At 68.3% G+C, this 18,695-nt stretch carries 20 protein-coding genes and 1 pseudogene; 5 read left to right on the top strand and 16 right to left on the bottom strand.

What is annotated here, in order from left to right; translation table 11 throughout:
- Positions 1-66: 66 nt before the first annotated feature.
- Positions 67-1,611 (bottom strand): tRNA (N6-isopentenyl adenosine(37)-C2)-methylthiotransferase MiaB, encoded by a 1,545-nt coding sequence (gene miaB, locus AB0I19_RS06960; RefSeq protein ID WP_357145540.1) that lies wholly within the window; start codon positions 1,609-1,611, stop codon positions 67-69.
- Positions 1,612-1,844: 233 nt separating this feature from the next.
- Here miaB and AB0I19_RS06955 point away from each other — a divergent pair, with 233 nt between their 5' ends.
- The 4 genes from AB0I19_RS06955 to AB0I19_RS06940 all read left to right on the top strand — a co-directional run bounded on the left by AB0I19_RS06955 (position 1,845) and on the right by AB0I19_RS06940 (position 5,096).
- Complete coding sequence (locus tag AB0I19_RS06955) at positions 1,845-2,573, top strand: amino acid ABC transporter ATP-binding protein (RefSeq protein ID WP_166655747.1); 729 nt, start codon at positions 1,845-1,847, stop codon at positions 2,571-2,573.
- 36 nt (positions 2,574-2,609) lie between these two features.
- Positions 2,610-3,446, top strand: coding sequence for a glutamate ABC transporter substrate-binding protein (locus AB0I19_RS06950; RefSeq protein WP_067492748.1), 837 nt, complete (start codon positions 2,610-2,612; stop codon positions 3,444-3,446).
- Positions 3,447-3,531: 85 nt separating this feature from the next.
- Positions 3,532-4,203, top strand: coding sequence for an amino acid ABC transporter permease (locus tag AB0I19_RS06945; RefSeq protein WP_357145537.1), 672 nt, complete (start codon positions 3,532-3,534; stop codon positions 4,201-4,203).
- Positions 4,200-5,096, top strand: coding sequence for an amino acid ABC transporter permease (locus AB0I19_RS06940; protein ID WP_067636327.1), 897 nt, complete (start codon positions 4,200-4,202; stop codon positions 5,094-5,096). Before AB0I19_RS06945 ends, AB0I19_RS06940 begins: the two co-directional genes overlap by 4 nt.
- A 50-nt stretch (positions 5,097-5,146) precedes the next feature.
- On the opposite strand, the gene AB0I19_RS06935 is transcribed toward AB0I19_RS06940, so the two are convergent.
- From AB0I19_RS06935 to AB0I19_RS06890, 10 genes and pseudogenes are all read right to left on the bottom strand, one after another.
- Positions 5,147-6,007, bottom strand: coding sequence for a 3-hydroxyacyl-CoA dehydrogenase (locus AB0I19_RS06935; RefSeq protein ID WP_357145535.1), 861 nt, complete (start codon positions 6,005-6,007; stop codon positions 5,147-5,149).
- Positions 6,008-6,102: 95 nt separating this feature from the next.
- On the bottom strand, positions 6,103-7,071 hold the full coding sequence (locus AB0I19_RS06930) for a glycine betaine ABC transporter substrate-binding protein (RefSeq protein WP_357145532.1): 969 nt from the start codon (positions 7,069-7,071) through the stop codon (positions 6,103-6,105).
- Positions 7,068-7,871, bottom strand: a complete 804-nt coding sequence (locus tag AB0I19_RS06925) for an ABC transporter permease subunit (RefSeq protein ID WP_357145530.1) — start codon at positions 7,869-7,871, stop codon at positions 7,068-7,070. Before AB0I19_RS06925 ends, AB0I19_RS06930 begins: the two co-directional genes overlap by 4 nt.
- Before the next feature lie 67 nt (positions 7,872-7,938).
- A complete protein-coding gene (locus tag AB0I19_RS06920) occupies positions 7,939-9,108 on the bottom strand; it encodes an ATP-binding cassette domain-containing protein (protein WP_357145527.1) in 1,170 nt (389 codons plus the stop codon).
- Positions 9,101-9,751: an ABC transporter permease gene (locus AB0I19_RS06915; protein ID WP_357146664.1), complete on the bottom strand. Its 651-nt coding sequence runs from the start codon at positions 9,749-9,751 to the stop codon at positions 9,101-9,103. The genes AB0I19_RS06920 and AB0I19_RS06915 overlap by 8 nt, the downstream gene beginning before the upstream one ends.
- A 504-nt stretch (positions 9,752-10,255) precedes the next feature.
- A pseudogene (locus AB0I19_RS06910) lies at positions 10,256-10,702 on the bottom strand (regulatory protein RecX); the annotation flags it as partial.
- 505 nt (positions 10,703-11,207) lie between these two features.
- Positions 11,208-12,245, bottom strand: coding sequence for a recombinase RecA (gene recA / locus AB0I19_RS06905; protein ID WP_181696944.1), 1,038 nt, complete (start codon positions 12,243-12,245; stop codon positions 11,208-11,210).
- Positions 12,246-12,385: 140 nt separating this feature from the next.
- Positions 12,386-12,850, bottom strand: a complete 465-nt coding sequence (locus tag AB0I19_RS06900) for a nuclear transport factor 2 family protein (protein ID WP_181696943.1) — start codon at positions 12,848-12,850, stop codon at positions 12,386-12,388.
- Entirely contained in the window at positions 12,847-13,725 is an 879-nt protein-coding gene (locus AB0I19_RS06895) for a pyridoxamine 5'-phosphate oxidase family protein (protein WP_357145525.1), read from the bottom strand. The genes AB0I19_RS06900 and AB0I19_RS06895 overlap by 4 nt, the downstream gene beginning before the upstream one ends.
- A 9-nt stretch (positions 13,726-13,734) precedes the next feature.
- Positions 13,735-14,196 (bottom strand): VOC family protein, encoded by a 462-nt coding sequence (locus tag AB0I19_RS06890; protein ID WP_357145523.1) that lies wholly within the window; start codon positions 14,194-14,196, stop codon positions 13,735-13,737.
- A gap of 126 nt (positions 14,197-14,322) precedes the next feature.
- Between AB0I19_RS06890 and AB0I19_RS06885 the strand changes: the two genes are divergently transcribed.
- Positions 14,323-14,838, top strand: coding sequence for a CGNR zinc finger domain-containing protein (locus tag AB0I19_RS06885; RefSeq protein WP_357145520.1), 516 nt, complete (start codon positions 14,323-14,325; stop codon positions 14,836-14,838).
- Between the two features lie 4 nt (positions 14,839-14,842).
- On the opposite strand, the gene AB0I19_RS06880 is transcribed toward AB0I19_RS06885, so the two are convergent.
- From AB0I19_RS06880 to AB0I19_RS06860, 5 genes are all read right to left on the bottom strand, one after another.
- A complete protein-coding gene (locus tag AB0I19_RS06880; RefSeq protein ID WP_357145518.1) occupies positions 14,843-16,069 on the bottom strand; it encodes a tetratricopeptide repeat protein in 1,227 nt (408 codons plus the stop codon).
- 7 nt (positions 16,070-16,076) lie between these two features.
- Positions 16,077-16,268 (bottom strand): DUF3046 domain-containing protein, encoded by a 192-nt coding sequence (locus AB0I19_RS06875; protein WP_181696938.1) that lies wholly within the window; start codon positions 16,266-16,268, stop codon positions 16,077-16,079.
- Positions 16,269-16,375: 107 nt separating this feature from the next.
- Positions 16,376-17,530 carry a nucleotide disphospho-sugar-binding domain-containing protein gene (locus AB0I19_RS06870; RefSeq protein WP_357145515.1) on the bottom strand — a complete coding sequence of 385 codons (1,155 nt, stop codon included), beginning with the start codon at positions 17,528-17,530 and terminating at the stop codon, positions 16,376-16,378.
- A 129-nt stretch (positions 17,531-17,659) separates the two neighbouring features.
- A complete protein-coding gene (locus AB0I19_RS06865; RefSeq protein ID WP_357145513.1) occupies positions 17,660-18,370 on the bottom strand; it encodes a PIG-L deacetylase family protein in 711 nt (236 codons plus the stop codon).
- A 16-nt stretch (positions 18,371-18,386) separates the two neighbouring features.
- Complete coding sequence (locus AB0I19_RS06860; RefSeq protein WP_166655713.1) at positions 18,387-18,563, bottom strand: hypothetical protein; 177 nt, start codon at positions 18,561-18,563, stop codon at positions 18,387-18,389.
- Positions 18,564-18,695: the final 132 nt, after the last annotated feature.

Raw genomic sequence — 18,695 nt, 5'->3', positions numbered from 1 at the left:
CATCCCCCGCGCCGTCCTCGGCACCCGACCCACTACGCCCGGTAGTAGAGTCCGGATCCTCGGCGTTCACGCCGGGCACCCGGTCGAACAACCGCTGTCCACCGGCTCGACCACGGGGGCGCCGATGCGCGGCAGGCCGAGACCGACACCGATCGGCGCGGTCTTGGGCGTGACCCCTCGCTCGTGCGCGTCACCCGCTCGCGTGCGGCGATGCGATTTCACGACACCGTCGGCGATCAGGTGGTGCGGTGCGGCGGCGGTGATGTCGACGACGACGAGGTCACCGGGCCGGATCCCCGCGTCGGCGCCGGGCCGGAAGTGCACCAGTCTGCCGTCGCGGGCGCGACCGCTCATCCGCGCGGTCGCGGCGTTCTTCTTGCCCGCGCCCTCGGCGACGAGCAATTCCACCTCGGTGCCGATCAGCGCCTGGTTCTCCTCGAGCGACACCTGCTCCTGCAGGGCGATGAGGCGGTCGTAGCGTTCCTGCACCACGGCCTTGGGCACCTGGTCGGCCAGTTCGGCCGCCGGGGTGCCTGGCCGCTTGGAGTACTGGAAGGTGTAGGCGCTGGTGAAGCGGGCCCGGCGCACCACGTCCAGGGTCTCCTGGAAGTCCTCCTCGGTCTCGCCGGGGAAGCCGACGATGATGTCGGTGGTGATCGAGGCGTGCGGCATCGCAGCGCGCACCTTGTCGATGATGCCGAGGAAGCGTTCCTTGCGGTAGGAGCGGCGCATCGCCTTGAGCACCCGGTCCGAACCCGACTGCAACGGCATGTGCAGCTGCGGGCAGACATTGGGTGTCTCGGCCATCGCCTCGATGACGTCGTCGGTGAACTCCGCCGGATGCGGCGAGGTGAACCGCACCCGCTCGAGCCCCTCGATCCGCCCGGTCGCGCGCAGCAACTGGGCGAAGGCGCCGCGGTCGCGCGGCTGTTCGGGGTCGACGAAGTTCACGCCGTAGGAGTTCACGTTCTGGCCGAGCAGGGTCACCTCGAGCACACCCTGGTCGACCAGGGCCTGCACCTCGGCGAGCACGTCACCGGGGCGGCGATCCACCTCTTTGCCGCGCAGCGCGGGCACGATGCAGAAGGTGCAGGTGTTGTTGCAGCCCACCGAGATCGACACCCAGCCCGCGTAGGCCGACTCACGCTTGGCGGGCAGGGTGGACGGGAAGGCCTCGAGTGATTCGAGGATCTCCACCTGGGCCTGCTCGTTGTGCCGTGCCCGTTCGAGCAGCACCGGCAGCGAACCGATGTTGTGCGTGCCGAACACCACATCCACCCACGGCGCCTTGCGCACCACGGTGTCGCGGTCCTTCTGCGCCAGGCAGCCGCCGACGGCGATCTGCATGCCGGGCCTGCCCTGCTTCACCGGTGCGAGATGTCCGAGGGTGCCGTAGAGCTTGTTGTCGGCGTTCTCCCGCACCGCGCAGGTGTTGAACACCACCAGGTCCGGGGTGTCGCTCGGCGCGGCCTTCACATAACCCGCGTCTTCGAGCAGGCCGGACAAGCGTTCGGAATCATGGACGTTCATCTGGCAACCGAAGGTGCGGACCTCGTAGGTGCGCGCCTCGGTGACCGAGCCGTGCGTCGCATTCTGTCCGTTCGAATCCACCCGTCCAGGGTACGGCCACCGCCCCGGTGACCTGCGTCGCGGTCGGGCAGGCCGACCGCGACGAGGAGGCTGCCGCCCGGTTACCGGCAGGTGTCTTCTCGGCGAGCCGAGACGGCGAGTCACGGAAAGCAGGGCAAATCTCCGAAGAACGCCTAAGGTTTCTGAGCATGACCGACGACGCCGCACCCGCGACCGGGAAAGCCGACGCCGCTGCCACTGCAGGCGCGCCGCCGATGATCTCGATGCACAACGTGGACAAACACTTCGGTGAGCTCCATGTTCTGCGCAATATCAACCTGGAAGTGCCCCGCGGGCAGGTCGTGATCGTCCTCGGCCCCTCGGGCTCGGGGAAGTCCACCCTGTGCCGCACCATCAACCGGCTCGAGCCGATCGACTCGGGCCGCATCGCCATCGACGGGGTGGATCTGCCCGCCGAAGGCAAGGCCCTCGCCGCGCTGCGCGCCGAGGTGGGCATGGTCTTCCAATCGTTCAATTTGTTCGCGCACAAGACAATTCTCGAGAACGTGATGCTCGCGCCGATGAAGGTGCGCGGCATCAAGAAGGACGAGGCCCGCAAGCACGCGCTCGCCCTGCTCGACCGGGTCGGCATCGCCAACCAGGCCGACAAGTACCCCGCCCAGCTGTCGGGCGGCCAGCAGCAGCGCGTGGCGATCGCGCGGTCGCTGGCGATGGACCCGAAGGTCATGCTGTTCGACGAGCCCACCTCCGCGCTCGACCCGGAGATGGTCAACGAGGTGCTCGAGGTGATGGTCTCCCTCGCCAAGGAGGGCATGACGATGCTCGTGGTCACCCATGAGATGGGCTTCGCCCGCCGTGCCGGCGACCGGGTGCTGTTCATGGCCGACGGCGAGGTCGTCGAGGACGCGGAGCCCGAAACGTTCTTCACCGCACCGCGATCCGACCGTGCCAAGGACTTCCTCGGCAAAATTCTCAGCCACTGACTTGTAGCGACACCACAAGAGGGAGAAGGAAACTCGATGAGGATCAATCGTGCGGTGCGCGTCGGCGTCGGCGCTGTGGCTCTGGCTCTGGCCGCCACCGTGACGGCGGCCTGCGGCGGCGGTGACGAGGGCAGCGCGCTCGACCACGCCAAGGAAGGCAAGCTGACCGTCGGCATCAAGTTCGACCAGCCGGGTCTCGGCCTGCGCAACACCGACGGCACCTACAGCGGCTTCGATGTCGAGGTCGCCAAGTACGTCGCCGACAAGCTCGGGGTGAAGCCCGAGGCCATCACGTTCAAGGAAACCCCGTCGGCGCAGCGCGAGACGATGATCGAGAACGGTCAGGTCGACTTCATCGTCGCCACCTACTCGATCAACGACAAGCGCAAGGAGAAGGTCGATTTCGCCGGCCCGTACTACGTGGCGGGCCAGGACCTGCTGGTGCGTGCCGACAACACCGACATCACCGGCCCCGATTCGCTCGCGGGCAAGAAGGTCTGCTCGGTGAAGGGCTCCACCCCGGCCCAGAACATCGAGAAGAACTACCCGCAGGCCCAGCTGCAGACCTACGACACGTACTCGCTGTGCCTCGAGGGCCTGCGTGGCGGTGCCATCGACGCGATGACCACCGACGACGTGATCCTGGCCGGTTACGCCGCGCAGGCGCCTGGCACCTACAAGCTGGTGGGCAAGACCTTCACCACCGAGAACTACGGCATCGGCGTGAAGAAGGACGACACCGAGGCGCGCACCAAGATCAACGACGCGATCGAGGCGATGATCGCCGACGGTTCGTGGAAGGCCGCGCTGGAGAAGTCCTTCCCCGGCACCGGTTTCAAGGTCCCGGAGCCGCCGAAGGTCGACCGCTACTGATCCCGAACACCGTCGCGGTGGCCGTGTGCCACCGCGACGGTCTTTGTCCTGCTGGCCTTTCTCATCGATCGGAGGACGCGCGTCCGTGTTCGACCTGATCTCGGAGTATGACTCCCGAATCCTCGCTGCCTTCTGGGTGACCATCAAGCTGACGTTCTTCTCGGCGATCGGCGCCCTGATCCTCGGCACCATCGTCGCCGGAATGCGTGTGTCTCCCATCCCCGTCGCGCGCTGGGTCGGCACCGCCTACGTGTCGATCTTCCGCAACACCCCCCTCACGCTGATCATCGTGTTCTGCTCGCTCGGCCTCTACAGCACGCTGCGGTGGGAGCTGGCCGGTGATTCGATCAAGGACAACAACTACTGGTGGGCGATCATCGGATTGAGCGTCTACACCGCGGCTTTCGTGTGCGAATCGCTGCGGTCGGGCATCAACACCGTCCACATCGGGCAGTCCGAGGCGGGCCGCTCGCTGGGCTTCGGGTTCGCCCAGAATCTGCGCCTGATCGTGCTGCCACAGGCTTTCCGGGCCGTCATCGCCCCGCTGGGCAGCGTGCTGATCGCGCTGACCAAGAACTCGACGATCGCCTCGGTGATCGGCGTCGGTGAGGCCGCGTTCCTGATGAGCGAGATGAACGAGAACGAGGCCGCGGTGCTCGCCATCGGTGCGATCTTCGCGCTCGGCTTCGTCGTGCTCACCCTGCCGACCGGCTTGTTCTTCGGCTGGCTGGCCAAGCGATTCGAGGTGATCCGGTGAGTTCAGGCGCTTCGGTTCTGTTCGACGCTCCCGGCCCCAAGGCCCGGGTGCGGCACTGGATCTACTCGGTCCTGGTAGCGGCGGTGCTCGTCGCGATCGCGGTGTGGATGTTCCTGGCCTTCCAGCGCGAAGGCCAGTTCACCGCCGAGAAGTGGAAGCCGTTCCTCGAGGCCGAGGTCTGGGAGACCTACCTGCTGCCCGGTCTCGAAGGCACGCTCACGGCCGCGGTGCTCTCGATCATCGGTGCGCTGATCTTCGGCATGATCTTCGGCATCCTGCGCCTCTCGGATCACACCTGGGTGCGCTGGGTGGCGGGCGCGATCGTCGAGCTGGCCCGGGCCATCCCGGTTCTGATCCTGATGATCTTCCTGTTCGCCGTGTTCGGCGACTACAAGGTGTTCCCGTCCGATCAGCTCGCGCTGGCCGCGGTGGTCATCGCCCTGATCGTCTACAACGCCTCCGTCATCGCCGAGATCGTGCGGGCGGGTATCCGGTCGCTGCCCAAGGGCCAGAGCGAGGCCGCCGTCGCGCTCGGCATGCGCAAGACCCAGCTCATGCGGCTGGTGCTGTTGCCGCAGGCGATCACCGCGATGCTGCCCGCGCTGGTCTCGCAGATGGTGGTGGTGCTCAAGGACACCGCGCTCGGCTACCAGATCACCTATGTGGAGCTGGTGCGCTCGGGTCAGCAGGTCGGTGCGGCGGAGCAGAACACGATTCCCGCCCTGATGGTGATCGCGGTCATCATGATCTCGCTCAATATCGCGCTGTCGTTCCTGGCGACGCGGTTGGAGAAGCGGCTGCGGTCGCGGCGCAAGAAGGGCGGCGGTGCGGTGCTGGCCGCCGACTCGATCGTCACCGATGCCGCACCAGGTGTGGACATCACCAAGAAGTAGGTTCCGACCGTCGGGGCCCGGTCCGTACGTCGGACCGGGCCCCGTTCGTGTCAGTTGTCGTAGCGGTAGAAGCCCTCTCCGGTCGACAGGCCGAGCTTGCCCTTGTCGATGTAGTTCTGTTTCAGCCAGTCGGCGAGCTTCTGTTCCTCCGGGCCGCCGTTGGTGAGGATGTTGTAGGGCGTGGTGAGCCCGACGATGTCGAGGATCTGCATCGGTCCCATCGGTGCGCCGGTCCCGATGCGCCAGGTCTCGTCGACGGCCTTCGGTTCGGCATAGCCGCCCGCGACCAGCCCCATGCCGGCGTTGAGGAACGGGACGAGCAGCGAGTTGAGCACGTAACCCGCCTTCTCCTTGTGCAATTCGATGGGCACCATGCCGATGTCGGCGGCGAACTTCACGACCGAGGCGAATACCTCCGGGTCGGTCTCCGGTGTGCCCATCACCTCGGCGGTGTTGAACTTCCACACGTGGTTGGCGAAATGCAGGGCGAGGAAACGGTCGGCGCGCCCGGTGAAACCGGCCATGTCGCTGGGCAACAGCGTCGAGGAGTTCGTCGCGAAGACCGTGCGTTCCGGGGCGAGGGTGCCCAGCTTCGTGTACAGGTCGCGTTTGATGGACAGCACCTCCGGCACCGCCTCGACGACGAGGTCGGCGTCGGCGACCGCGGCGGCCAGGTCGGTGGTCAGCGTGATGCCCGCGGCCGTCGCCTCGGTCTTGGCGGTGTCGGCTCCGTTCACTTCGGCCTGGTAGGTCTTCGCGAGTTCGTCGAACCGGGTGCGGGCGGCGGCGATCGCCTTGTCGTCGATGTCGTAGGACGTCACGTCGAAGCCGTGGAACGCGGTCTGGAACGCGATCTGGGAACCGAGGACGCCGGTTCCGAGAACTGTCACCTTGCGGAATGCGATGGTCATGCGTGTTCCTCCCAGCGATGTCGGTGTGCCGGTGTGTAGCCACCATCCATCATGGCCCGGCTGGTCGACATCGTGGGGAGGCGGTCCGGGGCGGGTCAGCCGGCTGTGACGAGGCCTTCGGCGATCATCCAGTCTCGGGCGACGTCGGCGGGTTCGCGACCGTCGATGTCGACCTGGCGGTTGAGTTCGGTGATGACCTCGTTGGTGAGTCGGGCCGAGATCGGCGCCATGATGTCGACCACGCGGGGGTTGGCGTCGGCGAACGGACCGTGCATCACCAGGGCCGCGTTGTACTTCGGGAAGAAGCCCTTGTCGTCTTCGAGCAACACCAGGTCGAGGGCCGGGATGCGACCGTCGGTGGCGGCGACGGAACCGAAGCGGCACTGTTTCGCGTCGGCGGTGGCCTGGTAGACCAGGGCGTCCTGCACGATCTGCTTCTGCGCTCTGCCCGCGTCGATGCCGTATTTCTGCGCCAGGCCCGGGTAGCCGTCGGGGCGGACATTGAACTCGGTGCCGACGCAGGTGGCTGCCGCGGCCGGGTCGGCGGCGAGCAGCTTCGCGTAGTCCGACAGGGTGCGCACCCCGGTCTCCTCGGCGGTGCGCCTGCTGGTGACCAGGGCGTAGGTGTTGTTCATCGGTGCCATGGCCGCCCACACCATGTCGTGCTGGGCACGGTCGGCGTCGCGGACGAGGTCGAACTGTTTGCGTTCGTCGGGTTCGGGGGTCTCGTTGCCGAGGTAATTGATCCAGCCGGTGCCGGTGTAGTCGTAGGCGATATCGATCTGGCCGTTGAGTTGCGCGTCGCGCAGACTGTTGGAACCCTGGATATTGGTCAGGTCACGCACGTTCGCGCCTGCGGCGGTGAGGGCGAATTCGATGAGGTAGCCGAGGATATTGGCCTCGGTGAAGTCCTTGGACCCCACCGTCACCGCGACACCGTCGAGTTCCGGGACCGGGGTGATACTGCCCGGCCCCACCGGCAGCGGCACCGAACCGCCCGATTGCAGACCGCACCCGGCGAGCACCACCGCGACAAGCGGGATCAACCATCGGCTCTTTCTCACCGCAGCCCCCTCGGCCCGAGAAACTGTTCGGCCAGCGCGCCGAGCCAGTCGACTAACAGGGCCAGTGCCACCGCGAGCACCGCGCCGACCGTCAGGGTGACGGTGTCGCGCAGTTTGTAGCCGGTGTCGATGAGGATGCCGAGACCGCCCGCACTCACCATGAACGACAGCGTCGCGGTACCGACGGCGAGCACCAGCGAGGTGCGCAACCCGGCGAGGATGTAGGGAATCGCGAGCGGGAACTCGATGCGCCGCAACACCTGTACGGCCGACATCCCCTGGCCGCGACCGGCGTCGATGACAGCCGGGTCCACCTGCTGATAGCCGAGGATGGTGTTGCGCAACACCGGCAGCAGCGAACAGAACGCGATCGGCGCGACACCCACCCAGAACCCGGTGGTCCGGGTGAGCAGATAGCACAGCACGATCAACCCGATCGCGGGCGCCGCCGCCCCGATATTGGCGATCCCGACGAAAAACGGTGCGAGACGCCGGAACCGGCGACGGGTGAGCAGCGTGCCCAACGGCACCGCGATCACGACGACGATCGCGACCACGGCCGCCGTGATGAGCACGTGCTGCCAGGTGACCTCGGCGATATTGCCCGCACTGATACTGGCCTGCTGAATGGTGGTGAGCTCACGCCGGAACGCCCACACCAGCACACCGACGGTGAGGATCAGCACGATCACCGGTTGGGCGAGCAACCGCAGGACTTCGGCGCGACGCTGGGTGGCGGGTGCGGAGGCGGCGGCGGGCAGGTCGACGACCGGACGAGTGGGGGAAGTCGTGGTCACCATGAGCCCACCCGATCTGCGGCGAGAGTTCGGGTGCGCCAGTGCGATCGGTGATTCCGAGGTAGAGGCATTATGACGACGCCTTCCCCGAGGTGGCCAAGTGGTCGATGAGGGTGTCGACGGTGACGACCCCGGCGTACCCGCCGTTCGCGTCGAGGACGATCGCCGAGGCGGTGCGTTCGGTGAGCAGGGCGGCGAGGGCGTCTTGGAGAGTGGCGTCGGCAGGCAGGGTCGCGCCGATGGGTGTGCCCGCGGTGGTCAGCGAATCCGCTTGTGCCGATTCGTCTCTGGATACCCGGCGCAGTGGGCGACGCTGAGGGTCGAGGACGATTCCCCAGGTGCGATCCGCGTCGTGCAGCGCGGCGGCCAGTGCCGCGGGGTCGGTGTCCTCGGTGACGGCGACGCCCTGGTCGAGGTCGAGGTCGGCGAGGACCGCGAGACCGAGGCGGTCGATGGTCGCGGTGGCGCCGACGAAGCCGGCGACGGTGTCGTCGGCGGGGGCGGCCAGGATGGCGGCGGGGGTGTCGTATTGCAGGATGCGGGAGCGGTCGCCGAGGACCGCGATGCGGTCGCCCAGTTTCACCGCTTCACCGAAATCGTGGGTGACGAACACGATGGTCTTGCCGAGTTCGCCCTGCAGGCGCAGCAATTCGTCTTGAAGCAGGGCGCGGGTGATGGGGTCGACGGCGCCGAACGGTTCGTCCATCAGCAGTACCGGTGGGTCGGCCGCCAACGCCCGTGCGACTCCGACGCGCTGCTGCTGGCCGCCGGAGAGCTGGCGCGGGTAGCGATGGCGATAGGTGTCGGGATCGAGGCCTACGAGATCGAGCATTTCGTCGGTGCGGGCGGCGACGCGGCGCCGGTCCCAGCCGAGCAGGCCCGGCACCGTGGCGATGTTCTTGGCGACCGTCATGTGCGGGAACAGCCCGGCCTGCTGGATGGAATAGCCGATGCCACGGCGCAATTCGTCGGTGTCGATGGCGAGCGCGTCGCGGCCGCCGATGGTGATGGTGCCCGAGGTCGGTTCGATGAGGCGGTTGATCATCCGCATGGTCGTGGTCTTGCCACAGCCGGACGGGCCGACGAGGACGACGATCTCCCCGGCGGGAATCGTCATGCTCACCTCTTCGACCGCGGGGTCCGGCTGCTCCGGATACCGTTTGGTCACCCGGTCCAGGACGATCTCCACCCCGGAAACGGCGGTGGCGGCGCCGGTTTCGGCGGTGCTGGTGTCAGTCACGAATACCCCTCGAGATGGTGAACCGTCCGAGCAGAACCAGGACGCCGTCGAGCGCGAGTGCGAGCACGACGATGAGGATGGTGCCGGTGAGCGCCTGCGGCACCGCGTTGGGACTGCCGAGGCGCGCGAGCCCGGAGAAGATCAGGTTGCCGAGCCCCGGACCCTTCGCGTAGGCCGCGAGCGCGAGGATGCCCATGATCATCTGGGCGCTCACTCGCGTGCCGGTGAGGATCGACGGCCACGCCAACGGCAGTTCGATCCTGGTGAGCAACTGCCACCGGCCCATTCCGACGCCGCGTGCGGCATCGATGGCGGCCGGGTCAACGGTGGACAACCCGAGCACGGTGTTGCGCAGAATCGGCAGCAGCGCGTAGAGGACCAACGCGACGATGGTCGGTGCCACGCCGAGCCCGAGGAACGGGATCAGCAGCCCGAGCAGCGCGAACGACGGCACGGTGAGAATCGCGCCCGCCGTCGCGGTCGCCGCCGCCGATCCGAGCGGACTCCGGTAGACCAGGATGCCCACGAGCACAGCGATCACCGTCGCCAGCAGCAGGGATTGCACCACCGCCGACACATGCAGATACGAATCGACCAGCAACTGCTCACGCCGGTTCACCACGAACGACCACAGTGCGTCCAGGATCCCCACCTCCCCATCGTCCGGCGGCCCAACGGGCCCTGCCCCAAGATGCCCACCCACAACCCGGGCGAAACAACCCGTCCCACACCCTCGGCCCACCGAGCACCCGAATCCACCTGCGCGGACCCGCGTTTCACTTGCGCCTCATGCTAACGCCCCACCCCGACACCCGTGGCCGTTCCGGCTCCCCGGCGCCGGATCATGAGGACGACCGAATCACCGACCCGCTTCGGCCAGTTCCGCTTTCACCACGGCGTAGGCGGTGGAGGGGTTGTAGCCGCGGCGGGCGAGCATGTCGACGAGGCGGCGGGTGAGTTTGGTTCGGTCGAGGTCGGGTGGTGTGGTGCGGAGTTTGCGGCGGACCAGGTCGGCGGCTGCTTCGTCGTCGCCGGGCTCCGGGCGGGTGCGGCGTGCGGGTGCGGTGGTGTCGCGCTGCTCGGCGCCGTCGTGGTCCGCGCCGGCACCGGGACCGGTGGCCGAGGTTCGGACGAAACCTGCGGCGTCGAGTTCCGTGGTGACCACAGCGAAGGCGGTGGACTGGTCATAGCCTCGGCGGGCCAGCATGCCGACGAGGCGGCGAACCGCCTTGTCTCGGTCCAAATCTGGGGGCAGGGTGCGCAGTTTGCGGCGGACCAGGTCGGTGGCGCGGTCGCGTTCGGCGTCGTCGGAGACCATCGAGAGTGCCTGTTCGGCGTCGATAGGGGCTACTCCTTTGTCGCGCAGTTCGCGCTGCAGGGCTTTCTTCCCTTTGCCCGAATAGGTGTGACGGGCGTGTACCCACTGTTCGGCGAAGGAACTGTCGTCGACGAGGCCCACTTCGGTGAGCCGGTCGATGGCCGCTGCGGTGACCTCGAGCCGGAAGCCCTTCTCGCCGAGCCGTTTCTCCAGTTCGGCGCGGCTGCGGGCCCGCACGGCCAGCAACCGCAGGCAGGCGTCCTTGGCTTGTTCCACGGTGGCTCCGGGCCGGTCACCCGGGGCGAGCCGGCGTGTGCCGGCTCGCCTCTCGGGCTCTCCCGGTGGGGATCCGGCCGCCACCGGATCCACCTGCCGCCCGTCGTCACCACCGACGACGGTCGACAGGGAGTCTGTGTCGCGCCGCGTGGATCGGCGAGAACGCCGGGCGCGGCGGGGCGTCGCCGCCCCGCTCCCCCACTCTTCATGATCAACACCGGTTCGTGGGGCGGAATCGGTCCGATTGTGTTCATCGGTGAATCCGGTCGGGTGCGCGCGCTGCGGATCGCCCGCACCCGACCGAATTCCCTTCGCGCCCGAGGCGGCTCGTTCGGCACGAGCCGCCGGGGCGAGTTCGGTTGCCGACCCCGGTTCGCGCGCCACCTCGGACGTCAGCGACTGCGGTTGCACCTCGATACCGAGGCGAGCCAGCTGACGTCGCATGTCCTCGACCGGATCGGCCGGGTCGCGGCGCGCGCGGCCGGGGTTCGGCGTGCGCATCGGCTCAGAAGTCGGCGGGTGCGTCGGCCTCGGCGGTCAGATCCGCGCCGATGCCGAGCTTTTCCTTGATCTTCTTCTCGATCTCGTCGCGCACATCGGTGTTCTCCAGCAGGAACTTGCGGGCGTTCTCCTTGCCCTGCCCCAGCTGGTCGCCCTCGTAGGTGTACCAGGAGCCGGACTTGCGGATGAAGCCGTGCTCGACACCCATGTCGATGAGCGAGCCCTCCTTGGAGATGCCGTGCCCATAGAGGATGTCGAACTCGGCCTGCTTGAACGGCGGGCTCACCTTGTTCTTGACGACCTTCACGCGGGTGCGGTTACCGACCGCGTCGCTGCCGTCCTTGAGGGTTTCGATGCGGCGCACGTCCAGGCGCACCGAGGCGTAGAACTTGAGCGCCTTACCACCGGTGGTGGTCTCGGGGGAACCGAACATCACGCCGATCTTCTCGCGCAGCTGGTTGATGAAGATGGCGGTGGTGCCCGACGTGCTCAGCGCGCCGGTCATCTTGCGCAGCGCCTGGCTCATCAGGCGGGCCTGCAGACCGACGTGGCTGTCGCCCATCTCGCCCTCGATCTCGGCGCGCGGCACCAGGGCCGCGACCGAGTCGATGACGATGATGTCGATGGCACCCGAGCGCACGAGCATGTCGGCGATCTCGAGGGCCTGCTCACCGGTGTCGGGCTGGGAGACGAGCAGTGCGTCGGTGTCGACGCCCAGCTTGCGGGCGTAGTCGGGATCGAGCGCGTGCTCGGCGTCGATGAAGGCAGCGACACCGCCCGCGGCCTGGGCATTGGCCACCGCGTGCAGCGCGACGGTGGTCTTACCCGAGGATTCCGGGCCGTAGATCTCGACGACGCGACCGCGCGGCAACCCGCCGATGCCGAGCGCGACGTCGAGGGCGATGGAGCCGGTCGGGATGACGGAGATGGGCTGGCGGGCCTCTTCGCCCAGGCGCATGACCGCGCCCTTGCCGAAGCTCTTCTCCACCTGAGCCAGCGCCAGTTCCAGCGCTTTGTCGCGATCGTAGGCCTGCGGTGCCATGATGTGGTCCCCTTCTCGAGGTGAGTGTCTCTCTGGTTGGCGCCCACAGTAGAGGGCGGCACCGACAAGTTCTGTCGCCAAGATTAGTCGAACACTCTTTCGAGTCAAGCGACGCGCCCGCAAACACGCCACGACCGTCGTCAGTGCTGTGGCAGCACCGATTCGTCGCCCTCGGCACGCGGCCCGAGGATCCGCCGTTGCGACTGTTCGATGCGCACATCGTTGATGCTCGCCTCACGCCGGGCCATCCGCCCGTCGGGCGCGAACTCCCACTGTTCGTTGCCGTAGCTGCGCCACCACTGCCCGGTGTCGTCGTGCCATTCGTACTGGAAGCGCACGGCGATGCGGTTGTCGTGGAAGGCCCACAGATCCTTGCGCAGTGCGTAGCCGTTCTCGGTGGCCCATTTGCGGGTGAGGAACTCGACGATCGCGGCGTGGCCGGTGAAGAACTCGTCGCGGTTGCGCCACACCGAATCCTCGGTGTAGGCGGCGGCGACCCGCTCGGGATCCCGGGTGTTCCAGGCGTTTTCGGCGGCTCGTACCTTGGCGCGGGCGGAGTCGAGGTCGAAGGGAGGAAGCGGTGGTCGCACGGTGTCGCCTTTCATGGGTTGTGCGGTGACAGTTCGGGTGCGCCGAAGCGCAGCGGGAGCGCGCCGGGGCGTTCGATCACCCGCTCGACGGTGTAGTCGACGGCGCATTGCGCACCGGTGGTGAGATCGGCGGTTTCCCAGATGATTTCGGCCCGACCGGTGAGCTGCAGCAGCGTACCGGTCGACCAGTCGGCGATCAGCAATCCGCACCGCGGGTGCACGGCGAGGTTGCCGAGGGTCATGAACATCGAGTTGCCGCGATAGTCCGGCCAGCGCAGCCGGGTCGGCGACAGCTGCTCGAGGAAGCCGGGGTTGCCGCCGCGATGGGAGGCGTCGGCGTGCCCGTCGGCGTCGGCGGTCGCGACGAAGAAGGTGTCGGCGGCGGCGATCATCGCGCCCTGCTCGGCGGTGAGTTCCGTGCCGCGCCGCGCCGGACCGGCCTGTCCGGTCGACACAGCGCGGATCTCTCGGCGTGAGATGTATTTCGGGCAGTTCGCGTACACCTGTTCGGTGGTGATCCGCACTCCACCGGGCCGCGGCCGCGCGGTCCCGTTGACGCGCATCCGGCGCCGCCGCTGCGCCTGCACGGCGATCATCCCGACCGCGATATCGCCGGTCAGCGCGTCGGACAGGGGGTCGTCGTCACCGGGTAGCGCGGCGAGGTCGATGGTGGTGTCGTCGACCGCGTGGACGAATCCGGCGGGTCCGGTGAGCGGGCTCGCCCACAACCGTCCCGCCGCGTCGGCCGCCGCGAGGACGACCATCGGCTGTTCGGCGAGGAAGTCCGCGGCGACGGCCGGGATCCCGGTGCGGATCGAACGCCCGACCCGATCGGCGACCCCGGCCTGGCCGAGGCGTTGCTGCACGGCCAGCTCACCCGGATGGAACATGACGACTCCTCAGAAGAATCCACAGGTCGGTGCGCTACCAGCGGGGGCGGGCGCGGATTCGGCGCCGGCCGGGGCGTACACCTCGAGCCGGATGCCGTCGGGGTCGGCGAAGAAGATCCCGCCCGAGGACGCGCCCTCGCCGTGGGCGACCACTCCTTCGTGGAAGAACTCGGTGGCCAGTTCCCGCAGCGCCGACTCGACGGCGCGCACCGAGTCGAGGTCGGCGACCTGGAAGGCGAGGTGATGCAGCCCCGGTGCGCCGGTGGCGAATGCGCCGGTGCTCTGCTGCCACAGCGTGAGCATCAGCACCCCGTCGATACCGAGGAAGGCCCAGCGGCGCGCACCGTCGGCGCCGCTGCCGAGTTCCTCGAAGCCGAGACCACGGCGATAGAACTCCGCGGAGCGGTCCAGGTCGGTGACATTGAGCCCGACGTGGCCGGTGGTGAGCACGGGAGCGGTGACGGCGGTCATGAGTCCTCCAGGAATGTGTAACTATCGATGATTGTTTTGATGGTTAGAACATAAGACGACGAAGCACTGCCGTCAACCCTTGAAATACTTTTTGATGGTTAGGAGCGCGAGTTGATAGCCTCAGACATGCGCGATCCCCGTCCGCACACCGGCGAACCACCTGCTCTCGACCTGCTCAACACCCGATGGGCAGGCGCCGAACCCGGCGATCTGCTGGGCGATCTCGACGGGTTGCGCACCTGGCTGGCGCTGCTCGACCTGACCGACCGGGTGCCCGCCGACGAGCACACCCTCACCGCGCTGCACACCGCACGTGACGCCGTATACGACGCGGTCACCCGCGCCGACCACACCGCACTCAACCGGGTGCTCGACCAGGGACGCATCCGCCGCGAACTCACCGACGACGGCCCACGCGACATCCCGGAGGTGGCCGACCCCGCCTGGCTACCCGGCTGGCTGGCCGCCGACAACCTGCTGCGGCTGATCGCCGAAGCGCCGCAACGGATCCGCCAGTGCGCCCACCCCGACTGCGTGCTCTTCTTCTACGACACGTCCAAGAACGGCACCCGCCGCTGGCATTCCATGGCGACCTGTGGCAACCGCGCCAAGGCCGCCCGCCACTACGCCAAGAGCGGGTGAGCGTTCAGAACAATTCGTCGAGCAGGCGGTAGTAGTCGAGTTTGTCCGCATCGGGTTCGGTCAGGCCGTAGGCCGCGCGGAACGCCGTCACCGCTTCGGCACCAAAATCCTCGCCGAGGTCGCGTTCGGCCAGGGCGAGGTCGCGGTAGCGATCGGCACGGCCGAGCTCGGCGACGTCGATCAGCACGCCACCGGCCAGCACATTGGCCGGGGTCAAATCGCCGTGCGCGACGACGAGGTCCTCGCTCGCCGGACGACGGCGGACCAACTCCGCGAGCAGCTCGGCCGGTGTCCGATCGCGGTGATCGGGGTCGAAATCCTCGACGTCGACGAATCCCTGGACGACGTTGCGGTGCGCCCGTGCGAGGGTGACGTCGAGTCCGGCGCCGAACGGGCAGTCCGCCACCGGCAAGTCGTGCAGGGCACGCAACCGCGAACCGAGCAGCGTGCCGGCGGCGGCCGGCTCGGGTGCCTGCGACGACACCGAACCACCGCCCACGTCCGCGAGAACCAGCACGTCCTCGGCGAACGCCGCCACCTCGGGAACGGCGATGCCCTTGTCGCGCAACCAGATCAGGCGCTCGTGTTCGGCGACGGCGCGCGGGCCGCGCTTGATCCAGTACTCCCCCGCCCGCAGCACATTGCCGCCGCGGCCCTCGTGCTCATCGGACCAATCGGCCAGCGGTCCGACCAAGGCGATCACCTCGGGCGGCAAGGGCAGAGCCAGCTCGTCGAGGTGGTCGAGCGCCGCCCTGGTCGACTCGATCAGCTCGGAGTCACCGTCGGCCACCCGCAACCGCATCGCCTCGTTGAGCAGCTCGCGCGCCTCGGCGGGTCGATGCTGTTCGGCCAGCGATTTGCCCAGGTGGTGGGCGGCGAAGGAGACCAGTTCGGGGTCGAGGGCGCGGCTGGCGTCCAGCGCGCGGCGGTACAGGATCTCGGCGCGGCCGGGCTCACCCTGATAGCGGTACACATCGGCCAGATTGATCCACACGGTGATGCGGCGGCGCTCGGTATCGGCCAGTTCGAGGGCCTGGTCCAGGCGGTCGAGCGCCTCGTCATGGCGCCCGAGCAGCATCAGCGCGATGCCGAGCCTGCGCAGCCCACCGAAGTCGTGCGGGTCGGCGGCGGCGACACGGGCGGCGAGGGATTCGGCGTCGACCGGGATCATCCGCAATCGTTCGTCGAACCGGTAGGGACGTGCCGACGAGTTCTGCGCTGTCACGGACATAGTCTGGTCACCACCGGTTTCTGGGGACGTCGAAGTCGGCACACAACGCCCGCCATACCTCACGCGGGTCGACTCCCGCGTCGATCGCGGCCGCACCGGTCATCCCGAAGGCCGGAATGACGTGATCGGCCAGCATGGCGTCGGCGCGCGCAACGCCGAACTCGGTGTGCATCAGCTCCTGGAATTCGGTCAACCGCACCTTGCCCAAGATACTCGCGCTCTCGCGCACCCGTCAGGACGCCGGTCCAGTGCGGCTGCTTTCGACGCCAACCGAAGATGCGGCCGTTGCGAGCCCGACCGGCAACCTCAGACTGTGGCCCCCACGCGATGACAGATCTCGACCGGGTCGGTGACCTCGTCGAGGCCGTCCGCGGCCCGGCGCGCGGCGGCGGCGAACGCCTTGTCGTCGAGGACCTGCCGCACGGCCGCGGCGACGGCGTCCGGGGTGAGCGGCCGGATCAGCAGCGAACTGCCCTGGCGCACCGCACGATTGGCCAATTCCCACTGGTCGCCGCCGCCGGGCACGGTCACCACCGGGACGCCGGCGGAGAGGGATTTCGCGAGCAACCCGTGCCCTCCCCCGCCGACGACCACCGCGGCGTGGGTGAGCAGTTCGTCCTGGCGGCCCAGACCTGCCGTCGCCCAGGCGGGTAGGTCTGCCGGTGGGGTGTCGAGCATCGAAACCGCCGCGCGCACACCGAGTCCGGACAGGCCGTCGAGCACGGTCTCGGCCATGCCCGCCACCCCGGTGTGGGCGGTGGACGGGGCGACCATCACCAGTGGTTCGTCGCCGGGTGGCAGTTCGAGCACGGCATCGGTGGGTTCCCAGAGCAGCGGGCCGACGACGTAGGTGTCGGCGGGCCAATCGGGTCGAGGAAGCTCGAGGGCGGGCAGGGTGGCGATGAGGCGGGCGGCGGGGCCGGGGTCCTCGGCGGGCAGCCCGATGCTCACCCGTGCCGCCGAACGCTGCCGCTCACCGGCCCGCACCGCGCGGTCGGTCATGGTGCGCAACACGGTGTCGCGCAACCGGCCGCGCACCCCTTCCCCCGCTGCCAGGCCGCTCCCGATCGGGGGCAACCCTTTCGACGGTAGGTACAGCGGGTGCGGTGACAATTCCACCCATGGCACGCCGAGGCGTTCGGCCGCGAGACCGCCACCGGCGGTGAGCACATCGGAGACGACCAGGTCGGGCAGCATGGCACCGAGTTCGGGCAGGTTCTCCGTGGCGATGTAGGCCGCGCGTTCGTGGATCCGGGCGCCGGCGTCGGTATCGTCGTCGGCCGGGCGTGGCGCGAGCCCTTTGAGTTTGCGCACACCGATGCCCGCGGCCCGCGCCGCGTCGAGCCACCGGGGACCGGTGAACAGCACCGGCTCGTCTCCGGCGTCCAGCAACCGCAGACACAACGCGATCGCGGGAAACGCATGCCCTGGGTCGGGCCCGGCTACCACAGCTACTCGCATGCGCCTCACCATGCCATATCCGCAGGACGTACGGTCGCGACCCCGTCGACACGGCCCGAATCGGCCGAAGCCGGGCCGACCCGCCCACGCGCCCAAGACATTCGGGCCGCGTCACCGATTCCGGCGCGCTCAGCCTGCGAAGGTGAACAGCTCGAAACCGACCGCGTGCGCGGCGGGGAACCCGTCTTTGGGACCTGTTGCCATCGCCACGATCTCGTCCACCTGCTCTTCCACGGGGACGGTGCTCAGCACCTGCAGATAGCGCCGATGCGCGGCAAGGCTGGCCCGTGCCTTGTCCAGCTGGTCACTCACGTCCACCGCGTGGGTGGCGACCGGGCCGACGACGGCGGCCCAGCGCGCGGACCACGGTGCCAGATCGGCGAGCTCGGGGAAGATCCATTCGTTGCCCGCGTCGGAGATCGCGTCCATCGCCGAGCGGCCGACGGCCCGGTGATCGGCACTGTTCACGAAGCCGGGCGCCCAGGTGTCGCCGAAATTGAACAGCACGACCATCTCGGGGCGGTGCCTGCGGATCGCGGCGGCCAGGTCGCGCCGCAGCGGCAGGCCCTCCTCGATGCGCCCGTCGGGGTAGTCGAGGAATTCGACGGTGTGCACGCCCACTTCACGTGCGCCCGCGATCTCCTCGGCCTCCCGCAACGGCGCGGCCTGCGCGGGGGGAACGCCCGCGATCCCGGCCTCCCCTCGGGTGACGAGCAGATAGCGAATGTCCTTGCCCTGCTTCGTCCATCGCGCGACGGCCGCCGCCGCACCGTATTCGATGTCGTCCGGATGCGCGACGATCACGAGTCCGCGCTGCCAATCCTCGGGTAGCTGTTCCACCCCGACCATGCTAGGGCTAGATCTTGCTGACCGGCGTCTTGTCGCCCGACCCCGTCACCGCCTTGTACAGCAGGTACAGCCCGGTGCCGATCGCGGCGAGCACCAGAATCGGCAGCACCGCCTCGAGGATCGCCCCGATGATCCAGAACGCGATGACCGCTACGACGACGATGCCGATGACCTTGAAAACCATGATGTGACTCCTCGGTGTCAGCGACCGCACAGCCGCGATCGACACCTTCGATGCTGCCACCGCCGTGGGCGTAAATCACCAGGTCAGCACGGATATCCGGGTAGAGATCAGGGTTCACCCCGAGACTCGCGC

The sequence above is a fragment of the Nocardia sp. NPDC050413 genome (assembly GCF_040655475.1).
Taxonomy (GTDB): domain Bacteria; phylum Actinomycetota; class Actinomycetes; order Mycobacteriales; family Mycobacteriaceae; genus Nocardia; species Nocardia coubleae.
Note: the sequence above shows the minus strand (reverse complement) of the source record. Positions and strands in the feature narration are given on the sequence as shown.